Source organism: Herbaspirillum sp. VT-16-41 (assembly GCF_001994935.1).
GTDB lineage: Bacteria > Pseudomonadota > Gammaproteobacteria > Burkholderiales > Burkholderiaceae_D > Herbaspirillum > Herbaspirillum frisingense.
In genome coordinates this window covers 109,608-129,014 of the sequence record NZ_MUXB01000111.1, presented here as the reverse complement: position 1 = coordinate 129,014, position 19,407 = coordinate 109,608, and the positions used below count along the sequence as shown (strand labels likewise).

The window sequence follows — 19,407 nt, the reverse complement described above, 5'->3', positions numbered from 1 at the left end:
CCTCGCGAGTTCAGACGGGCTGCAGCATCAGTAACTTAACGATGTCTGAGTGTCCTGAATTGCGGGGGCAACTACAGAGAGGTTACCGCTTACCAGGTCATTCCAACGGTGATAGGCATATAGAGCCCCACTGGGGTTGAGAATGGCAATTTCGGAACTATCGGTGGGTCGAGCGTTTTTTAATACATTGGAAAGAGAGCTAAACGTGATTAGCGTGGCGACGACGGCTCTCCCTTTCACACTTCTTTTGGAGAACGCAATTGCCCACTCTTGAGTGGTCGAGGAGGCAAATGGGCCAAATTTTGCTAGGCCTGGCTGCTCCTTGGCAGCTTTATACCAAGCTCTTTCACGAGGATCAAATTTATAGTCTGGGCGATTGACAGCTTGAATTAAGCGGAGCTCTTTATCAAAAAATAGAAATTGCCTTTTGGGATTGTCACTATCGGCCCGCTCAATAGACTGAACTGCATAGGCTGTATCTTTTGTCGCACGGATCTTTCCACGATTAAAATCATCGACTCGCCGAAAAACCATGTAGTCGCCATTCTCGTACCCTACAAAGATACTGTCTAAGAACGGATTCACATCGGCAAGAAGACGAAGTGCATCAATACTTTCCAATCTCTCGGAAAGAGTCGTCCGTTCTCCGATGGAACTCCTTGAGAATGACTCGACCGTCTTTTCCGCAACAACGTACATGCTTTCTAGATTGCGTTGAACATCTCCCGCAAGATGTTTTACATCATGATTAATGCGTGACGTTGCCTCCTCCTTATTTTTTTCGAAAACGTAATAGGAGAGAAAACCGCCTGAAAGAATGACAGCAAATGAGGCGACAGCGATGATATAAACGTGAAGAGGCATTCCTTGACTTGAATCGCGCTGCATAGCTCTTCCCCCCAGAAAAGAATATAGCGAATTTGATCCTGGCTGCGCGCTTTGACGAATTTGATCAGTCGGCTCGGCCGCGTGGCCAATTTACACACCCTTGCCAGCACTGTTGATGGAAATACCCGTTTCAGCGGAAATGCATTCCAATCAGGCATCGTAGTTCGATTCTAACTCCGCATCATTCATTCTAGAAGAAATCATCGGAATCCCGGTCATCCTCCATTTTCGGAAGCGGCCTGAGAGAAGAAACCATGCGACCAAGGCCAGTTTCTGATTTTGGCGGGATGCCTCTGATGGCCATGTTGGCGCTCTTGATTATGGCCCAGCCGGTTGCAAGTTCCGGGACCTCATCAATGCTGTCGAACAGGTGGCGCATCAGCCAGTCGTAACGCACGGTCCGGTTGTAGAGCTTGATATGAGCGTTCTGATGCAGCTTGCCAGGGTGAAAGAACTCGTAATGGCCCCAAACTTTAGGTAAGAGATTTCGAGTCGGATTAAGCGAGGTCTTATTCCTTAACTGTTATATTTGAAGTTATGGCACCGTAACTCAACTAATCAAACGTTCTAGCGGACAGATACGACTATGCGAGATGCACATCTCTCAATTGCTTTTCTCTGCTTTAGATTACTTATCTTGCTGACACTGCCGCTACCTGTAGTCAATGCAACCGCTCAGTCCGCGAACAAACCAGTAGCATCCTCAATCTCTACACAAGCAACAGCCGTCACCCCCATCGCATTCCAAGACATTCTTGGTCGCGCAGATGAAGATCAACAGCGTGTGGACTGGGCGAACCGATTACTGGCCGCACCTGATCCGGTCGACGATCTTCGCCGCTCGCTAGACGATATCGCGAAACCTGTCGATGCAAAATTGCGTACCGCAGCGAAAGCCTCTTTACGCGGATTGCCGATCATGCGGCTGGAAAGCCTTTCCCGACATTGGGAATTTGATGCTAGACGTCTAGAAAACTGGGAATCGAAAGCGCGGCGCGTGCTGACGCCTTATGCCGACAGTGCATTGCAGCTAGCCCAGCGCCGCGCGACTTGGTCAGCGAACCGTGCCGCCGGCATCCTGAATGGATTGCCGCCAGCGCTGTCGAATCGGGTCGACACCCTCCTGGCGCAGATCGATACATCAGAACTTGCGCTTGGAACAGCGCTAACGCACCAGTTTGAGCTGACAAGCCGTGCTGGCGAACTCAAGGCCCGTATACAGGCCGGGCGCAACGATGTGGCGGCGGCCATCGATGACATTGATCACCGTCTGCTGCAACTGGATGCGCCACCGTTGTGGAAGGGACTGGGCCTGTCTGGCGGAGCGAGCTCAGCATTCGATGCCATGGATCGAGGTCTGGATATAGAAAGCCAGTTCGCACTTGATTATCAGGCCGCAGGTACAGGTAACCAGCAAGCGCTCCGGGTGATACAGATTGTCCTTTTACCGCTCATTGTTTGGTTGTTTTTACGTAGCCGAAATGCCAAATCAAAAACAACTGATTCCGACAGAGTGGCACGTGCATTACGCCGACCAATATCTACGTGGGTGCTGTTATCAATGCTGTCGGTACTGCTGCTGGAGTCTGACGCACCGTTGCTCACCCAGGAGTTTGCGCTAATGATCGCGCTTATTCCGGTACTGCGGTTGCTGCCGGCAGGCACATTACGTGCGCTTGGCATTCTTCCGTATGTAGCGATTGGCTTATATGGCATTGATCGTCTGGGAATAGCATTTGTCGCGGATGCGGATTGGTATCGATTGTTTTTGCTAATGCTGAATGTGTTCGCTCTTGGCTTGTCGCTATGGCTACTGCGTCATCCGATATCCAAGGTGTCCGTCGCAAGAGAAAAAAAACTACAGAGCACCGTGCGCCCGTTTGGATGGCTGGTTGTATTGATTCTGTTTGTCGCTGCAATTTGCAATGTCAGCGGCAATGTTTCCATGGCAGAGGCGCTAACGAGCGGTGTTATCGACAGCGGCTATATGGCGCTGCTGTTATACACAGGTGTGACGGCCTGCCTTGGTATTGCTGGTGCATTGATCAATCAGCCGGAGTTTGCCAACAGGGGAGGGATGCAGCGCCATGGCACCATCTTGCAGGCAGCATTTACACGTCTTCTGATTTTGTCCGCCGTAATTGGCTGGCTGCTATACAGCATAGATCGGTTCCGTATTTTCCGGCCTTTGCATGACGCGGGGAGAAAAATATTGGGATTCGGAATAGAGGTGGGCGAAGTTTCGATTCACCTCGGCGATGTACTGGTATTTCTTTTCTCAAGCTGGTTGGCATTCTGGGCTGCGCGTGCGGTGCGGCGCCTTTTGCGTGATGAATTGCCGGGGTCGGCCAAATTGCCACGTGGGGTTGGCAATAGCATTGCGTCGTTAAGCTATTACGCCGTTCTGATTCTAGGAATTCTGGTGGCACTATCCGCAGCGGGCTTTAAGGTTGGCCAGTTAGCGCTGTTGTTTGGTGCTTTAGGTGTCGGCATCGGTTTCGGATTGCAGAATGTGGTCAATAATTTTGTCTCCGGCTTGGTGCTGATGGTAGAGCGTCCGATTCAGCCCGGCGACATTGTCGATGTAGCTGGCGCATCTGGTTCCGTGCGCGAGATCGGTCTGCGCTCGACGACAATTCGTACCTTTGATGGGGCAGATGTCGTGGTGCCTAACGGTCTACTACTCAGCGGCAACCTGACCAACTGGACCATGTTTGATCGAAGTCGCCGCTTTGAAATCATTGTTGGCGTTGCTTACGGCTCGGACCCGGCTCAAGTACTTTCCCTACTCACTACCGCGGCCAGTGACACCCCCGGCGTGGCCACGGATCCGGCTCCTGCAGTTTTGATGACGGGCTATGGAGACAGTGCGCTCAATTTTGTCATACGTGCTTGGACCAATGACATCACGACATGGGCCGATGTGCGTGGCGATCTTCTTGCGCGTGCCCTTGCTGCATTGCAGGCAGAAAACATATCCATTCCATATAACCAAATGGATCTGCATCTAAGGACTGTACCGGTGACCTGAGCCAAATTTTGGAGCCACCGAATAAGTGAGTTCTTTATGCGATGAGCGGCCTTGTTTTCTAGCCAACGCTAGAGTTAGTCGACAGAATATTCAGAGTCTGCATCACCCACGCTCAAAATCATTAGATTCTTCAACCCACTCTGCATTGCACATCGGTGCCACGAGGATGTCTGACATAAGCGGGCAAGAAAATTCGTGCAATACGATATCGGTATAGACATCGTGAATAGAACCCAAGCAACTCGCAACTGCAATCTACAGACTTTGAACCATTTTTTCTAATACTCGGAGTCAGCTCCAGCCAGGCTTTTCAACCTCCAATAATTACAAACTTTATTGTTCATCATCAACGGTGGAATGAAAATTATCGCCCTATTCTCACAATAAAGTCGGCTGAGCCCTAACATCCGCCGAGCACCCTGATAGTGGGCTGATAGCGTAGTCAAAGGCGGATCAGCTCCCATGGAAAGACCACCAGCACGGTGGTCTTTCCACTATTGGAGCACGATAACCGCCACTGTCCACCGTCGAGTAGTCGCGCACTTAGTGCATCGCCTGAACTTTTCAGCCAGTGATTGCGGGTATATGTCGTCGCACAACCGCCAGCGCCAACAACACCAGCGTCATCGCGCCAGCCAGCAACACCAGGTAGGAAAACGCGCCACCGCTGGTGATCACTGATGCGCCGGCGAACGCGCTCAAAATGGAGCCCAGGCGGCCGAATGAAAATGCCGAGGCAGTGCCTGTGGCACGCACGCTGGTTGGGTATACATGGGCACACAAGGCAACCATGGTCACCTGCACGGCGTTGACGAACATACCGTGTGCGAACAGACCACTCATGGTCGCGGCGACGTTGCTGCTCAGGTTCAGCCTTGTCAGCAACAATACACTCAGCGTCGCACCCAGGCAGCAGAGCAGCAACGGCACACGTGATCCGAAGCGGGTGATCATCAGGGCACAGAGCAGCGCACCCAGCGCCCCTCCCATGTTGTAGAGCGTCTCAAGCTGGATTTTGTAAAAGCAAGGGAAAACCGAAGGTGCCGGTATACTTCGCGTAATCTGCCTCATTGACACCATGCCCACCCGGCGGCCAGACGCATGGATGTGACACCCAAGAAGACCCGAAAGCCGGCCAGGCCGGCAATTCCCGCCAGCAATGATGCCTGGCGTGCAACCAACCTCGGCCGCCTGCTCAACCAGGCCGTGCAGCGTTTTGAAGAGAGTGTGCTGGCCAAGATGGTCGCGGCCGGCCATGGGCAATTCACCCAGAGCCACATCAGCGTTACACGCAACCTCGACGTCCAAGGCACCCGCGCCACCGAGATCGCCAAGCGCGCCTCCATCACCAAGCAGTCCCTGGGAGAACTGGTACTACAGTTGGAGAAGCTGGGCATCGTCATGCGCGAACCCGATCCCAGCGACGGCCGGGCCAAGATCGTGCGCTTTACGCCGCAAGGCATGTTGTGGCTGGAACAGTTCCACCAGGCGGTAGAAGAGACGGAAGCAGAGATCGCAGCGGCCCTTGGACCCACGCTTTACCTGGCCCTCAAGGAAGGGCTACTCGGTTACACCGGACGACATCAGACTTGATATCCACGCCCGACGGCTATCCAGCAGTTTGGCAACACGCTTGCTCAGCCTGATGTGTTGATTGCGATGTATCGATAGTGAAGTCGCGCGCCTGGTCGGCAACTTGCGCGATATGAGAGCGTGCATTGAACAGCGCCAGCGCTACCAGGCGGATCTACCAGCCCCGCAAGACGGTACAGCGACACCCTCGCGACGTTGTGCTTATACGATGGCGCGACCAGACGTATGGCCAGCCCCACCCAGAACAGGGTGAAGGCAAAGAACACCGGTATCCCTGCACAGAGACCAAGGGGTGGCTCTTTGGAGTGCTTTGACAGGACTCGCGGCGCGCATAAGCTTGAAAAGTAGCTGTCTGTGCTACAGGACGTTGGGTGGGCAACAGCGGCAATACGCAAGGCTGCGTGGCTTGCGCGTCACCAATTCCATCCCGGGCGCCGCCCAACGCCCAGAGGCGTGAGACAGCGCCGAACGGCACGGGTCAGGCGTGCGCCGGTTCTCGAATGGTCAGGATGGTGACGAAGCACAGCACCGAGCACACCGCCAGAAACACCCAGACATAACTCCAGCTGTAGTTGTCCAGCAAGAGACCGGCGATCAGCGGCGCACACGCCCCCCCCAGTTGCCCGAGTGTATTGACCATCGCACTGGCCATCGGATAGACCTTGCGGGAGGTCATGCCCATCGGATAGACCATGTACGTGGAATAGCCGATGTTGAGCAGAATCCCCGTCAGCAGCAGCAGCGCGCCATACAGGAAGGGATCGGCCGGCGAGTTGATGAGGATGACCATCATGATGGTGGTGAAGAACGCCGAAATCAGCATGGCCGGCTTGCGACGCTTGTCGAGCAGGCGATCGGTCATCATGCCGCCCAGGAGATTGCCGATCACCGCGCCCACCCAGGGGGCGGCAGCGACCATGCCCATGTTGGTTACGGAGTAGCCCTTGACGCTGATCAGGTAGGTCGGAATCCAGGCGAGCAGGACGTTCACGATCGCGGTCATGAAGAAATAGCCCAGCGCCGCGCCCATGATGTTCCATGAACGGAAGATGCCCTTGGTCGTGTCGACCGTGGCGACCTTGCTGGTGCGGATCAGGCGATCCAGCAGGGCGAAGTCGCGCTTGCTGCTCGGGGCCTGGGCGGTACCGCTGGCGGCCCGATCATCATTGATGTGCTGTAGCTCTTCCTCGGACACATGACGGCTTTCCGATGGCCGGTTCTTCACCACCAGCAGCCACACCACCGACAGGACGATGCCGGGCAGCGCGAAGATGTAGAAGATATAGCGCCAGCCCCAGTAATGGATGATGACCGCACAGACCGGCGGCACCAGCACCGGGCCGAACTTGGCGGCGGCCAGGAAGATCCCCGTCATGGTGCCTTTTTCGCGCGCCGGAAACCAGTTGTTGATGGTCGAGGTGATCCCGATGGGCAGGGGGCCTTCCGCCAATCCCAGGCCGAAGCGGTAGATCTTCAGCATCAGCAGCGATGAGGCCGTGCCGATCAAGCCGGTGAACAGGGAGGTCGCCAGCATGGCGAGCGAAAACACGCGGGGAATGCCAAAGCGCGTGTAGGCCAGGCCGGAAGGCAGCTGCGCGAGGCTATAGGCGAACAGGAAAATACTGGCCAGTGCACCGGCTTCGGTGTTGGACATCACGAATTCCTTGCGCAGGAACGGCAAGGCGACGCCCAGGTTGGCACGGTCGGCTGCAGCCACCGTGTACACAATGAAAATCAGTGCGCCGATGACCCATCTGAAATGGCTCTTCGACTTCGTACGTTCCATGGCTACCGCTTCCATTCAAGTCTCCTTCAGCGATTGAAGCATTTTCTGTTTTTCGTCTGCGCCGCCCCGCGCCATCAGGCCAGGGGCAGGCAGGAAGATGGAGTCCGGTCTTGCGCCGGCTCTCCCTTTCGGCGGCTTACACCAGACCGTAATTCTTGAGGATGTCCTGCAACTTCATGAGCTCGACGGTGGAGGCGCCGTCCTCGATGGCGCGACGCATCTTTTCTTCCTTTTCTTCGCGCGCGATGCTGCTGGCGATGGTCGCTTCGACTTCGTCTTTTGCCACCACTGCCAGACCGTCGCGGTCGCCCACGATGATGTCACCGGGATGGATGACGACATCGCCAATGACCACCGGAACGTTGACCCGGCCCGGCTGGTGCTTGCCGGTGCCCTTGATGGACAGGCCACGGCAGAAGACCGGGAATCCCAGATCGATGATGGTGTTCGCATCGCGTACGCAGCCATTGACCACCAGCCCGGCGATGCCGCGCTTCATTGCCAGCACGGTCAGCACGTCACCCCAGGGACCGGCTTCCATGAAGGCCTTGGCATCGACCACCAGCACATCGCCCGGTTTGGCCTGCAGGACCGCGTAGTGCAGCACCAGGTTGTCGCCCGGACGGGCATCCACGGTCAGGGCCGGACCGGCCAGGCGAGAGGTGGGATCGATCGGTTTCATGCCGTGGTCCAGTGCGCCCTTGGCACCCTGTGCTTCGTAGACCGTGGCCGAACCGAGCTCACGCAACTGGGTAATCTGTTCTTTGGTGGTCATGATGGATATGTCCTGGGTTGGAAGTTGAAGTCAGGTTGCGTCGCCAGCGGCGAGCAACCAGATAAGAGCCTGTCCGACGTCGGGGTTGTCCACGTCCAGTGGGCGTCGCTCCAGCAGCGCCGCGGTGGCATTGAAACGCTCCTCCACGCCCGGCAGCACCAGCGATGGCAGTCCCTGGCCGTCGAGTTCCCGGCGCGCATCGTGGACTTCATGGGCACGGCGTTTTGCATGGATCACGTGGGTGCGCACCAGCATGTCGATGAAGCTGCGCAGTGGGGTCTCGTCGATATCCTTCAGCTGGTGATACAGCTCTTCGCGTACGCCCTGCTTTTCGGCGCTCATCAACAGCTCGACCGCCAGCGCTTCCATGCCTTTGGTAAAAATGCTGCGCAGGATCTTCAGCGAAATCGCAGCACCCGGACTGGCGCCCTCGATGACCTGCACCCGGCCGTTGGCAGTGAGCAGCACCTCCCTGAAATCGGCAGCCTTGCGCCCGGCCGCCAGCAGCGGGGTCTTTTCCCAGTTGAGCGAAATGGCGCCCATGATGGCCACATCCACGTATTCGAATCCAGCCGCAAGGGCGGTGGCAAAGGCTTGCTTCTTGGTCTCCGGGCTGGCGGTGGTCAGATCGGCAAATCCGGTCCCCGCGTCCAGGAACGCTGCCACCTGTTCGACCACGGCCAGGGCCTGTGCTCCGGTCACGCAGGAAAACACCCAATGTACATTTTCGAAGCAAACGCCTGGCTGCTGGTGTAGCTCCAGGCTCCATTGGCTGGCCAGCTCCCGGGCCGCCGGGGAAGGAAAGGCTTCGCAGAGGATCAGTTCATGCCCTGCTGCATAGAGGGCTTTGGCATAGCAGCGACCAACTTCGCCCATGCCGACGATTGCAATGCGCATCGGTGTCTCCGGTTTGAATATTTTTACGAAGAATACAAAAAAAGTACAATTAAGGCAAATAAGTTTCTTGCCCAGCTTAAAAAAACCACAAAAAGAACAAAATTGGGACATTCAAGCCGAATGAGCCGCCCTGTTGGACGAGGTCGGGATGGCGCATATAGAATCCGCCATCGGCAATGGAAACGGGAGCATCGAAGGTGGAACGCGGCAAGGACAAGGTCTACGAAGTACTCCGTCAGCGGGTTGTCGGAGGACGATACAAGCCAGGCACCCAGCTCAAGGAAGAACCGCTTGCGCGTGAATTGGGAGTCAGCCGTACGCCTGTGCGGACCGCCCTGAGACGTCTTGTCGAGGAGGGCCTGGCCACTGCCGACGCCGGCCAGGGTATCCACGTGGCGGCCTGGAGCGAGTGGGATATCGAAGAAACCTTCCAGCTGCGCATGTTGCTGGAGCCCTACGCAGCCAGCCTGGCTGCCGAGCGTGGTGACGAGGAAATGCTGAAGATCCTGAAGGACAGCAATGATAGGATGGCCTCCGCCATCCGTGATGGCGGACCCAATTCAGTCGAAAAGATCCAGGCCGCCAACAGCACCTTCCATCGGACCATCCTGGATTATTCCGCTTCGCCGCGCTTGCGTGCGATGCTGGAGACCATCATCGACATGCCTATCATCGTCCGTTCCTTCCACCTCTATGAACGTGCGCAACTGGAGCAGAGCCTGCATCATCATCAGGACCTGGTCCTGGCAATGGAAGCCAAAGATGGCGAACTGGCACGCCAGGTCATGCGCCTGCACCTGCGAATGTCCTACCACCGCTTCATGAAGCGGCGCAGCGAGTATCAGGGGCTAGGCGCGCCCGGATGATTGCGCGCAGACAGGTCCGTGGCATGACGCCCGGAAGGGCTTCCGCACGGATTGAGGAGGGAGTCCGGGCGATGCAGGTAGGGGGGCTACGAGAAGGCGCCGGCCCGCAGACGGCCGGCCGCCCTGTTGTTCTTACATCGACGTCGCCGACCGCGCCGCCTGCTCATACAAGCCCGACAGCACGCGCAGGAACCGGGCCAGCTCTTCCAGCTCGTAGCTCTCGGTGTTGTCGCCGGTGAGGCTGGAGACCAGCAGCTGTTCCCTGATCTCGTAGTACCGCTTGCAGAGATCCTGTCCGGCCTCGTTGGTCGAATACAGCACTTCCTTGCCGCGCCGCTCGGTGCTCACCAGGCCCAGGGCGTGCAGTTTCTTGAGCGAGTAGTTGACCACGTGCGTGTCCTCGATATTGAGGATGAAGGCGATATCGGCCAGCTTCTTCTCGCGTGCGCGGTGGTTGATATGGTGCAATACCAGGACGTCGGTGGCCGTCATGTCCTTCATGCCGGCCGCCGAGATGCAGCGGATCATCCATCGGTTGAAGGCATTGCTGGCGATGATCATGCCGAACTCGAATTCGCTCAACTCCTTGCTCCTTCCTGAAGCCAGATGCAGTGACGATACGATCGGCACCTTGCCTGGGGTGTTGGGCTGGGCGAAATTGGCTTTCGGGGTTTTCTTTTCGGTTGGCATAAAGGTCTTTGAAAAGCAGACAAGATCACTGACCGCCACAGGAAATATCGTCGAGAGATTTTTCCCGCCGCCGGCGGTCAGTCGAGAAACCCCGATTTTAAACCCCAATTTCCTCGGCAAGGTGAGCCAGATTGGGCTCTGTTGAATCTGCAGTCTACTTTTCCACCAGCAACTTCCTGCCCTCCGGCGTCCATGCCAATGGCGCCCCGGCATGCTCGCCCGACAATTCCCAGTCCGCCGCGCCAGGTTCGTGCGTCGTCTGAGCTGACTGCGCCCCCTCTGTCTTGAAGATCGACACCGCGCGCCCCAGCGCCAGCGAGCGGTCATGCATCTGCTGCGCAGCCGCGGCCGCCTGTTCCACCAGGGCCGAGTTCTGCTGCGTCATGTCGTCGATCTGCTCGACCGCCTGGTTGATCTGGCGGATGCCTTCGCTCTGTTCGTCGCTGGCGGCCGATATCTCGATCATGATGTCGGCCACGTGTTTCACGCTGGTGACGATCTCCTGCATGGTCTGCCCGGCCTGGTCCACCAGCGCGCCACCGGCATCGACCTTCTTCACCGAGCTCTGGATCAGCCCGGCGATCTCCTTGGCAGCAGCGGCGCTGCGCTGGGCCAGGGCGCGTACCTCGGCGGCGACCACGGCAAACCCGCGCCCCTGCTCACCGGCGCGGGCTGCCTCCACGGCGGCGTTCAACGCCAGGATATTGGTCTGGAAGGCGATGCCATCGATCACCCCGATGATGTCGACGATCTGGCGCGAGCTCTCCTTGATTTCCTTCATCGTGCTGACCACCTGGGTGACCACGTCGCCCCCTTGCGTGGCGACCTGCGACGCATTGAGCACCAGATGGTTGGCCTGGCGGGCGTTATCGGCGTTCTGGTTGACGGCATTGGTCAGCTCCAGCATGGAACTGGCGGTTTCTTCCAGCGTGCTGGCCTGCAGTTCGGTACGCGCCGACAGGTTGGCATTGCCTTCGGCGATCTCCCGCGCCGCCACGGAAATGGCGTCGGACCCCTCGCGCACCTGCATCACTGCGCCTACCAGGCCATCGCGCATGTGTTGCAGCGCCGCCAGCAGCTTGGCCGTTTCGTCCGAGCCGGTGGCCTCGACCTGAACCGCCAGATCGCCTCCGGCCACGCGCTCGGCAATATTGATGGCGGCATTGAGCGGGCGCGTGATGCCACGCATGACGGAATAGCCCACCAGCGCCGCCAGCAGCGTGGCGATACTGGCCATGGCAATCATCAGCATGCTGGCCGAGGTGGCCACCTGTTCGGCGTCGCGCCCGCCCTCTTCCATGCGGCTGCCCTGGTAGGCGATCAGGTTGTCGAGGGCCTTGAAATAGGCGCTCTGGTAGGGGGCGATCTCGGGCAGGATCAGGTCCCGCGCCTGCTCCACCTGCCCATCCTTGACGGCGGCGATGAAATTGTTCAGCACCGGCGTGTACTGGGCTCGTGCAGCATTGACTGCCTTGAGCATGCGCAGCCCGTCTTCCGAACTGGTATTGGCGGCAAACTGCTTGAGCGTGTTGTCGATGGTCTTGCCGGCCCGATCGATGGCGTCGAGCTCGCCCTTGATCTCGTCGACCGTGCTCATGAAGAGCAGGTTGCGCATGCTGCGCGCCGTCTCGTCCAGCGCACTCTTGACCGAGTTGGCCATCACGGTGCGCGGATAGTAATCCTTGGCGATCATGGCGATACTGCCGTTGATCTGGTTCAGGCGCAGTACGCCAATGGCCGTCAACGCCAGCATCAGGAAAATCACAATGCCGAAACCTGCGCTCAGGCGTTGTCCGATGTTCAGATTCTTCAACTTCATGTGGATGCTCCTTGCAAGTCGAAATGCGGTAACGACGATGGTGTCAGCCTGCATCTCCTCCGCACCTGGCCGACGACTCCCCTCAAGACATGGAGCCGTCGGCAATCAGGCCCGGCGTCACGCACAGTAAGAAACTGCCTGCCCGGAAAAACGGGCACTACTTACCTTTCCCCCTCAAGACTGCATGCGCCGGAAAAAGCCGTTAAAACGTATGGCGGATGCCAAAGTTCCAGGCGCTGTTACCGGAGCCGGTTTCGATGGAGCTACCCACGGTGTAGGGTGCGCCATTCTTGTTGCTGATGTGTGCATACATCGCGTACAGGTCGGTGCGCTTGGACATGGAGTAGCGATACCCCAGCGCGACCTGGTTGGCGTCCTGGTTGCGGGCGGTCTTGTCGTTCTTGTGGATGTACGAGGCCAGCACGGTGTGCTGCACGCCGAACGGTACGGTCACGCCGATAAGCATGTCGGCGCTGTCGGTGGAGGCGAACACGGGACCGGTGCCATAGGAATTGACGGTGCTGCGCAGCGGCGAGCTGTTGACGCCCTTGTTGATGCCATAGGCGCCGTGCAGCTTGAGCACGCCGAAGTCGTACACCGCGCCCAGCAAGGTGCTGCGTCCGCTGCTGGTCTCGGCGGTGGTGGTGTCGTTGTTGCGACCATGGAAGCCCAGGCGCACATTGAGCGGACCGTTGCTGTACTGCACGGCAGCGCCGACCTGGCTGGCGGCCTTGGTGGAGCCGGCCGTTTCGCCGAAGCCGTAGGCCAGTTCACCGGTGAAACCAGCCACCTTGGGCGAGATGTACTTGACGGTGTTGTCCATGCGGCTGGAGCTGTTGCCGGTGTTGGGCATCAGGTTGGCTGCATCACCGGCATAACCGGTACCGAACGGATCGACCATGGCCAGCGTCATGTATTGCGGTGTGTACTGACGTCCCACCAGCACCGAACCCATGCCGCCATTGAGGCCGACATAGCTTTGGCGACCGAACAGCAGACCGCCCTGACCCAGTGCACCGGTATCGTTCTGGAAGCCCGACTCCAGCAGGAACACCGCCGACATGCCGCCGCCGAGATCTTCCGTACCCTTGAAGCCGATGCGCGAACCGCCGCTGATACCGCTGGTCAGCTTGTTCACCTTGCCTGCAGCGCCACCGGTTTCGATGACGTAACCGGTATCGATCAGACCGTAGATGGTCACCGACGATTGCGCCGATGCGGGCAGAGCGTAGATACCTGCCGCAGCCATGATCGACGCAGCGAAAATCCTTTGTTTCATTGTGATTCCCCGTAAATGATTTCCAAAAAATCGCGTATCGGCATGATCGTGCGCGCCCTTCCATGCCGATACGCGCCAGCCCGCCGCACACCGGAAGCAATTGGCCTTTTTGCCTCCAGCGCTTGAACGGGAACTGCAAAACCACTGCTTTCACGACCCTCTTCGGGGTCCTCGTTCACGCCGGAGCGAACACGCCCTGCTCCGGCCTTTCAAATTTTTCGGACAGGAATTCCGTCACGAAGCCAAACGCCGGATTGCAGCGGGCCAGCGGTGCCAGCGCCTCGTCCAGCGCGGCCGGCCGCAACCACGGGTATGGCAGGAAGGACTGCAGCGTCGTCACCAGACCGCCCGCCCGGTCGGGCAGGCTATCCATGCGGTCGATGCGGATATGCATTTCCGAGATACGCCAGCCTTCACCCTCAGGGACGAATGACCAGCGATAGCTGCCGCGTCCGATGCGCAGCTTGGCCTGGACCTTGTCGCGCATGATGACCAGCCACGGCAGGTGATCGATTTGCGCACCTGCACCGGCTGGCACGTCGGCCAGGTAATAGGTGCGGCATTGCGAGAACTGACGACCAAAATCGGTCACCAGCGTCTGCGCGATCCCTTCGCTGCCCACCACCAGCGGCGGAAACGAAATGCCGTCATCGCACACGGCAATGGTCAACATGGCATTGGGCGCGAAGATGTCGTGGATCAGCCCGGGACTGCGTTTGTCTTTTGCATGGACGTACGCTTCCAGCAGGGATTTATGCGTCAACATAAAAGTCCTTGGTTCATGACGGCCACAGCCGTCGCTCGCGATGTGGAGGGAAGCGGCGTCCCGGGAATGGGACGCCGGCTCGGTCCCGATGGGCTACTCGTTCAGGCGGTCTGTCACGGCTTTCCTCTCGGGCATGGGGTGGGTCTGCATGTCACAGGCCGCCCAGATAGGCTTTCTTGATGTCTTCGTTGTGCAGCAGTTCGTCGCCGCTGCCTTCCATGACGATGCGCCCGGTCTGGATCACATAGCCGTAGTGGGCGATGTCCAGTGCCTTGTGCAGGTTCTGCTCCACCAGCAGGATGGACACGCCCTTGGCGTTGATCTGCTGGATGGTGTCCAACACCTTGGTCACGAACTTGGGTGCGATGCCCCAGGACGGCTCGTCCAGCAGCAGCAACCTGGGCTTGGCCATCAGGCCGCGACCGATGGCCAGCATCTGCTGTTCGCCCCCGCTCATGGTGCCGGCCAGCTGATGGCGCCGTTCCTTGAGGATGGGGAAGGTGGCATACATCTCGTCCAGGGAGGCCGCCACTTCGGCGCTGTCGGTACGGGTGTACGCGCCCAGCTCCAGATTGCGTTCCACCGTCAGGCGCGGGAACAGGCGACGCCCTTCCGGCACCAGCGACAGGCCCAGCTTGACGCGGTCGAAGGAAGGGATCTTGCCGATATCCTGGCGCTCGAAGCTGATCTGGCCGGCGTCGGGCCTGTTCAGGCCGGCGATGGCGCGCAGCGTGGTGGACTTGCCGTTGCCGTTGCCGCCGACCAGCGCCACGATGCTGCCGGCTTTGACTTCCAGGTCGACCTTGGACAAGGCCAGCACGCCGTCATAGCTGGCGCGCAGATTGGTTACTTGCAACATCATTCATCTCCCAGGTAGGCGGCAATCACGTGCGGGTCGTTGGAAACCTCGGTCGGGCTTCCATCGGCGATCTTCTTGCCGTAGTCCAGCACCACGATCTGGTTGGCGATGGGCATGATGCCTTCCAGCACGTGTTCCACGATCAGGCAGGAGATGCCACGGTCGCGGATCTTCAGCACCACCTCCACGGTTTCCTTCACCTCGGTGGGATTGAGGCCGGCCATCACTTCATCCATCAGCAGCAGCTTGGGCTTGACCGCCAGGGCGCGTGCCACCGCCAGGCGGCGTTGTTCGCTGATCGTCATGCTGCCGGCCGGCTTGTCGGCGAAACGTCCCAGGTTGACGAACTCCAGCAGCTGACGCGCCGTGTCCCGCACCTTGGAGACGCTATGCTCGTTGAGGAAGGCGCCGACCATCACGTTCTCCAGCGCAGTCATGCTGGTGAAGGTGCGCGCCACCTGGAAAGTACGGCCGATGCCGATGCGGGCGCACTGCTCCGGGTTCATGCCGGATATCTTCACGTCTTCCAGCCAGATGTCACCGGTGGTCGGCGGCGAATAGCCGGCGATGCAATTGAACATGGTGGTCTTGCCGGCGCCGTTGGGCCCGATCAGGCCAACGATCTCGCCGACCTGGACATTGAAAGAGATATCCTGGTTGGCGGTCAGGCCGCCGAATTTCTTGTAGACGTTCTCGACACGAAGCAGGCTCATTTGCTGCCCTCCTGATGTTGCTTGTTGGCTTTGCGGCGGGCCAGATAGGTCCGCACGTAACCGACGATGCCGTTCGGGTAATAGACCGCGATGGCGATGATCAGCGCGGCGTAGATGATCAGGTCGGTACCACGACCGGTGCCGCCGAAGAGGGTACGCGTGCCTTCCTCGATGGCCGTCAACAGCCCGGCACCGACGATGGGGCCGAACAGGGTGCCGATACCACCCAGGATGGAGACCAGCGCCATCTTGATCGAGATGCCGGTACCGAGTACCGATGCGGGATCGATATAGAGTTCCTTCTGGGCATACAGGCTGCCTCCCATGGCGGTGAAGAAACTGCTCACGGCAAAGGCGATCTGCTTGTACTTGGACAGGCTCACCCCCAGGCTGCGAGCGGCATCCGGTTCATCCTTGATGGCCCGGAAGTAGTAGCCCAGATAGCTGCGCTCGATCCAGGCATTGGCCAGCAAGGTCAGCAGCAACAGGCCCAGCGCGATGTAGTAATAGGGCTCCTTGCCGCTGAAGATCATCTTGGACCAGCCCTCGTCGCTCATGGGAATGGTCAGGCCCACGGCGGCGCCGGCGAAGTCCCAGTTGGTGAAGACGATCTGGATGATCTCGGCCACGGCAATGGTGGCCATCGCGAAGTAGTGACCCTTGAGGCGGAAGCAGGACCAGCCGATCACCAGACTGGTGGCGGCGGCGATCAGTCCGCCGGCCAGCATGGCGATCCAGGGGCTGATGCCCCAGATCGAGAACATGATGGCCGAGGTATAGGCGCCGATACCGTAGAACGCCACGTGGCCCAGCGAGACCTGGCCGGCATAGCCGCCGACGATGTTCCAGGACACGCCGATCTGGGCCGCCATCAGGATCAGGATCGCCAGGTTGAGGTGGGTGGGAGAGGTGACGAACGTGGGCAAGGCCACCGCCACCAGCAGCAGGATCGCCAGGGCGATGCGCATCTTGTTGGCCAGCGCGCCCGACGGCGGCGCTGTGATGATCAGGCCGGATGTATTCTTGGACATGGATTTTCCTTCTTGACTGTATCGGTGGCGTACTCAGGCTTTTCCCATCAGGCCCTGCGGACGGAACATCAGCATCCCCAGGAACAAGGCCAGCACGATCAGCATCTTGTATTGCGGTCCCAGGAGGAAACCGCCCATCACTTCGATCAGGCCCACCAGCACACCGGCGATGAGGGCACCGACCACGCTGCCGAAGCCACCCAGGTTGACCACCACGAAGGCGATCAGGATGAAGTTGGCGCCCACTTCCGGGAAGATCGGGAAGAAGGTCGACAGCAGCACGCCGGCCACGCCCGCGCAGGCCGCGCCGATACCCCAGGCCAGGGCAAACATCTTCTGCGAATCGATACCCATCAGCTGGGCGGCTTCCTTGTCGGCGGCAGTCGCCTCCAGGGCCGCACCCAGACGGGTACGGGTGAGGAAGGTATAGATCACGCCGGTGACGATGATGGCGCCCAGGCCTGCGGTCAGCTGCGGCGTGCCGATCTGGATGCCGGCGATGGACACCTGGCCGCTGACCATCGAGTTCTCGATGGTGCGGAAATCGGCCTTCCAGAAGAACTGGGCGATACCACGGAACAGGATCATCAGACCGAAGGTCGTAAATATCTGCGACACCATCGGTGCATTGGTGATCTTGCGGATGACCAGTTTGTAGAGCAGTGCACCCAGCGCAAAGAGGAACAATGCCGTCAGCGGCAGGGTGAAGATGGGGTCGAGCGCGAACAGGGCGAACAACCAGAAACTGGAGTACATCCCGAACATCAGGAATTCGCCATGCGAGAAGTTGACGATATCCATGACGCCAAAGATCAGGGTCAGGCCGATAGCAACGAGCGCATAGATCAGTCCGATCAGCAAACCGGACGCAAGGGTCTGCGCCAAAATATCCCAAGACATAATTTTTCCCTCCAACGAACTATTCACGCACCGTCTTATCAGCCGCCTGCGATGAAGATTTTTCCGCGGGGAGGCCGGCCCGGCCTACGTCGCCGGCCTGCCGCCCCGTGGCACCATGAGTGCTATCGCCTGCTTACTTGCGTTGATCCCACTTCGGCATCGGCCAGACCACGTCGCGGGTGGCCATGTCGAACGGCCACACGGTGTAGTACTTGCCGTTGATGATCTGCAGCAGAATGCCCGAGCTCAGGGTGTTCTGGCCGTGCTCGTCGAACTTGATGCCCTTCCACGGCATGATCAGCTTGTCGCCCGGGATGTTGGTCTCGGCCAGTGCCTTGCGGATGGCTTCGGCATCGGTCGAACCGGCGCGGTTGATGGCATCGGCCAGGGTCATGAGACCGGTAAAGGTGCGCGAGGAGTTGCCGGTGAAGTTGATCTTGTAGCGGTTGTAGAACAGATCGTTGACCTGCTTGATCAGCGGGTTCTTGGCAGCCAGGTCGAGCGACCAGACATCGCGGGTGATGATGTAGTCGGCGTCCTTGCCCAGCGTCTTGATGAACTCGGTATCGATGAAGCCGGCATCGTTGGCCAGGATCATGTCGGGGTTGAAGCCCAGTTCCTTGTAGGTCTTCATCGACAGGATGGCGTCACCCAGGTAGGACGACTGCAGCACCACCTGCGGTGCGGCCGCCTTGAGCTGCTGCACTTCCGAGGTCAGCTGGGTGCTCTTGGCCGGGTAGACCACGGTCTTGACCAGGTCGAAGCCACGGTCCTTGGACAGCTTGGTCTCCAGCTTGGTGGTTTCGTTGCCCCACAGGGTGTTTTCGTTGAAGGCGCCGAGCTTGTTGACCTTGATGCCCTTCTTGGCTTCCAGCTCCTTGAAGAACTCATAGAAGTTGGTCACGAACAGGTCATCGTGGGCGGTAGTGCGGAAGAACCACTTGAAGCCGCGCTGGGTCAGCGACGCCGAGGACGATTCCGGGTTCAGGTAAGGCACCTTGTAGCGTTCTGCCACCTGGCTGGTGGTGGCGGTGACGTTGCTGAAATAGCTGCCGACCAGGGCCACGACCTTCTCCTGGCTGATCAGGCGTTCGGCTTCGGTAGCACCGACCTGCGGGTTGCCCTGGGAATCGGCGAACACCAGCTTGATCTTGGCGCCCTTCAGGTTGGGCAGGCCGCCACCGGCCGAAAACGGCAGGTTGGGTACGCCCTTGGCACCGTTGTTGATGATGTCGGCAGCCAGTTCCAGCGCGTCCTTCATCTCGGCGCCGGTGGAGGCGGCAGCACCGCTCAGAGGATAGATGACACCGATCTTGATTTCTTGCTGTTGCGCGTGTGCCGCAAACGCGACCAGGGAAAACGAGACCGCTACCCCTGCCGTGCGGACCGCTTTGACGCTGTTGGAGATGAGACCTAGCATGATGAGACGCTCCTTGTTGTATTGAATGACACCCAAAATCCCCCACCGCATGAAGCCTTTAGCGGGAGCTACCCCAAATAACCGGCGCACATTG

Annotated in this window: 18 protein-coding genes and 1 pseudogene; 4 read left to right on the top strand and 15 right to left on the bottom strand. The window is 58.8% G+C overall.

What is annotated here, in order from left to right; genetic code table 11:
- Positions 1-27 precede the first annotated feature (27 nt).
- Positions 28-888: a cache domain-containing protein gene (locus BTM36_RS27835; RefSeq protein ID WP_139347166.1), complete on the bottom strand. Its 861-nt coding sequence runs from the start codon at positions 886-888 to the stop codon at positions 28-30.
- 190 nt (positions 889-1,078) lie between these two features.
- Positions 1,079-1,267: a hypothetical protein gene (locus tag BTM36_RS29345; protein ID WP_077236962.1), complete on the bottom strand. Its 189-nt coding sequence runs from the start codon at positions 1,265-1,267 to the stop codon at positions 1,079-1,081.
- Between the two features lie 258 nt (positions 1,268-1,525).
- On the opposite strand from BTM36_RS29345, the gene BTM36_RS15195 reads away from it, so the two are divergent.
- Positions 1,526-3,919 carry a mechanosensitive ion channel family protein gene (locus BTM36_RS15195; protein ID WP_168189791.1) on the top strand — a complete coding sequence of 798 codons (2,394 nt, stop codon included), beginning with the start codon at positions 1,526-1,528 and terminating at the stop codon, positions 3,917-3,919.
- A gap of 564 nt (positions 3,920-4,483) precedes the next feature.
- On the opposite strand, the pseudogene BTM36_RS15190 reads toward BTM36_RS15195, so the two are convergent.
- Positions 4,484-4,921: pseudogene (locus BTM36_RS15190) on the bottom strand (MFS transporter); the annotation flags it as partial.
- Between the two features lie 99 nt (positions 4,922-5,020).
- Between BTM36_RS15190 and BTM36_RS15185 the strand changes: the two are divergent.
- A complete protein-coding gene (locus tag BTM36_RS15185) occupies positions 5,021-5,512 on the top strand; it encodes a MarR family winged helix-turn-helix transcriptional regulator (protein ID WP_077236959.1) in 492 nt (163 codons plus the stop codon).
- 478 nt (positions 5,513-5,990) lie between these two features.
- Here the strand turns inward: BTM36_RS15185 and BTM36_RS15180 are convergent, their stop codons facing one another.
- The 3 genes from BTM36_RS15180 to BTM36_RS15170 form a co-directional block, all read right to left on the bottom strand.
- Positions 5,991-7,313, bottom strand: coding sequence for an MFS transporter (locus BTM36_RS15180; protein ID WP_077236958.1), 1,323 nt, complete (start codon positions 7,311-7,313; stop codon positions 5,991-5,993).
- Positions 7,314-7,434: 121 nt separating this feature from the next.
- On the bottom strand, positions 7,435-8,073 hold the full coding sequence (locus tag BTM36_RS15175) for a 4-carboxy-4-hydroxy-2-oxoadipate aldolase/oxaloacetate decarboxylase (RefSeq protein WP_006461835.1): 639 nt from the start codon (positions 8,071-8,073) through the stop codon (positions 7,435-7,437).
- A gap of 30 nt (positions 8,074-8,103) precedes the next feature.
- Positions 8,104-8,970: an NAD(P)-dependent oxidoreductase gene (locus BTM36_RS15170; protein WP_077236957.1), complete on the bottom strand. Its 867-nt coding sequence runs from the start codon at positions 8,968-8,970 to the stop codon at positions 8,104-8,106.
- Between the two features lie 176 nt (positions 8,971-9,146).
- Between BTM36_RS15170 and BTM36_RS15165 the strand changes: the two genes are divergently transcribed.
- Positions 9,147-9,836 carry a GntR family transcriptional regulator gene (locus BTM36_RS15165; protein WP_217349590.1) on the top strand — a complete coding sequence of 230 codons (690 nt, stop codon included), beginning with the start codon at positions 9,147-9,149 and terminating at the stop codon, positions 9,834-9,836.
- A gap of 132 nt (positions 9,837-9,968) precedes the next feature.
- On the opposite strand, the gene BTM36_RS15160 is transcribed toward BTM36_RS15165, so the two are convergent.
- Positions 9,969-10,466: a winged helix DNA-binding protein gene (locus BTM36_RS15160; RefSeq protein ID WP_233207520.1), complete on the bottom strand. Its 498-nt coding sequence runs from the start codon at positions 10,464-10,466 to the stop codon at positions 9,969-9,971.
- On the opposite strand from BTM36_RS15160, the gene BTM36_RS29015 reads away from it, so the two are divergent.
- Positions 10,396-10,671: a hypothetical protein gene (locus tag BTM36_RS29015; RefSeq protein WP_254427018.1), complete on the top strand. Its 276-nt coding sequence runs from the start codon at positions 10,396-10,398 to the stop codon at positions 10,669-10,671. The two genes, BTM36_RS15160 and BTM36_RS29015, sit on opposite strands and share 71 nt — an antisense overlap.
- 9 nt (positions 10,672-10,680) lie before the next feature.
- Here BTM36_RS29015 and BTM36_RS15155 read toward each other — a convergent pair whose 3' ends face one another.
- The 8 genes from BTM36_RS15155 to BTM36_RS15120 form a co-directional block, all read right to left on the bottom strand.
- The gene (locus BTM36_RS15155; protein ID WP_077236955.1) at positions 10,681-12,345 is read right to left on the bottom strand and encodes a methyl-accepting chemotaxis protein; all 1,665 of its coding nucleotides are present in this window, start codon (positions 12,343-12,345) and stop codon (positions 10,681-10,683) included.
- Positions 12,346-12,547: 202 nt separating this feature from the next.
- Positions 12,548-13,624 carry a porin gene (locus BTM36_RS15150; protein WP_077236954.1) on the bottom strand — a complete coding sequence of 359 codons (1,077 nt, stop codon included), beginning with the start codon at positions 13,622-13,624 and terminating at the stop codon, positions 12,548-12,550.
- A gap of 175 nt (positions 13,625-13,799) precedes the next feature.
- The gene (locus BTM36_RS15145; RefSeq protein ID WP_077236953.1) at positions 13,800-14,390 is read right to left on the bottom strand and encodes a nuclear transport factor 2 family protein; all 591 of its coding nucleotides are present in this window, start codon (positions 14,388-14,390) and stop codon (positions 13,800-13,802) included.
- A 151-nt stretch (positions 14,391-14,541) separates the two neighbouring features.
- Positions 14,542-15,249, bottom strand: a complete 708-nt coding sequence (locus BTM36_RS15140; protein ID WP_077236952.1) for an ABC transporter ATP-binding protein — start codon at positions 15,247-15,249, stop codon at positions 14,542-14,544.
- Complete coding sequence (locus BTM36_RS15135) at positions 15,249-15,962, bottom strand: ABC transporter ATP-binding protein (protein ID WP_077236951.1); 714 nt, start codon at positions 15,960-15,962, stop codon at positions 15,249-15,251. Before BTM36_RS15135 ends, BTM36_RS15140 begins: the two co-directional genes overlap by 1 nt.
- Positions 15,959-16,993 carry a branched-chain amino acid ABC transporter permease gene (locus BTM36_RS15130; RefSeq protein WP_077236950.1) on the bottom strand — a complete coding sequence of 345 codons (1,035 nt, stop codon included), beginning with the start codon at positions 16,991-16,993 and terminating at the stop codon, positions 15,959-15,961. The genes BTM36_RS15135 and BTM36_RS15130 overlap by 4 nt, the downstream gene beginning before the upstream one ends.
- Before the next feature lie 33 nt (positions 16,994-17,026).
- Positions 17,027-17,893 carry a branched-chain amino acid ABC transporter permease gene (locus BTM36_RS15125; RefSeq protein ID WP_006461845.1) on the bottom strand — a complete coding sequence of 289 codons (867 nt, stop codon included), beginning with the start codon at positions 17,891-17,893 and terminating at the stop codon, positions 17,027-17,029.
- Between the two features lie 133 nt (positions 17,894-18,026).
- Entirely contained in the window at positions 18,027-19,313 is a 1,287-nt protein-coding gene (locus BTM36_RS15120) for an ABC transporter substrate-binding protein (RefSeq protein WP_006461846.1), read from the bottom strand.
- Positions 19,314-19,407 lie beyond the last annotated feature (94 nt).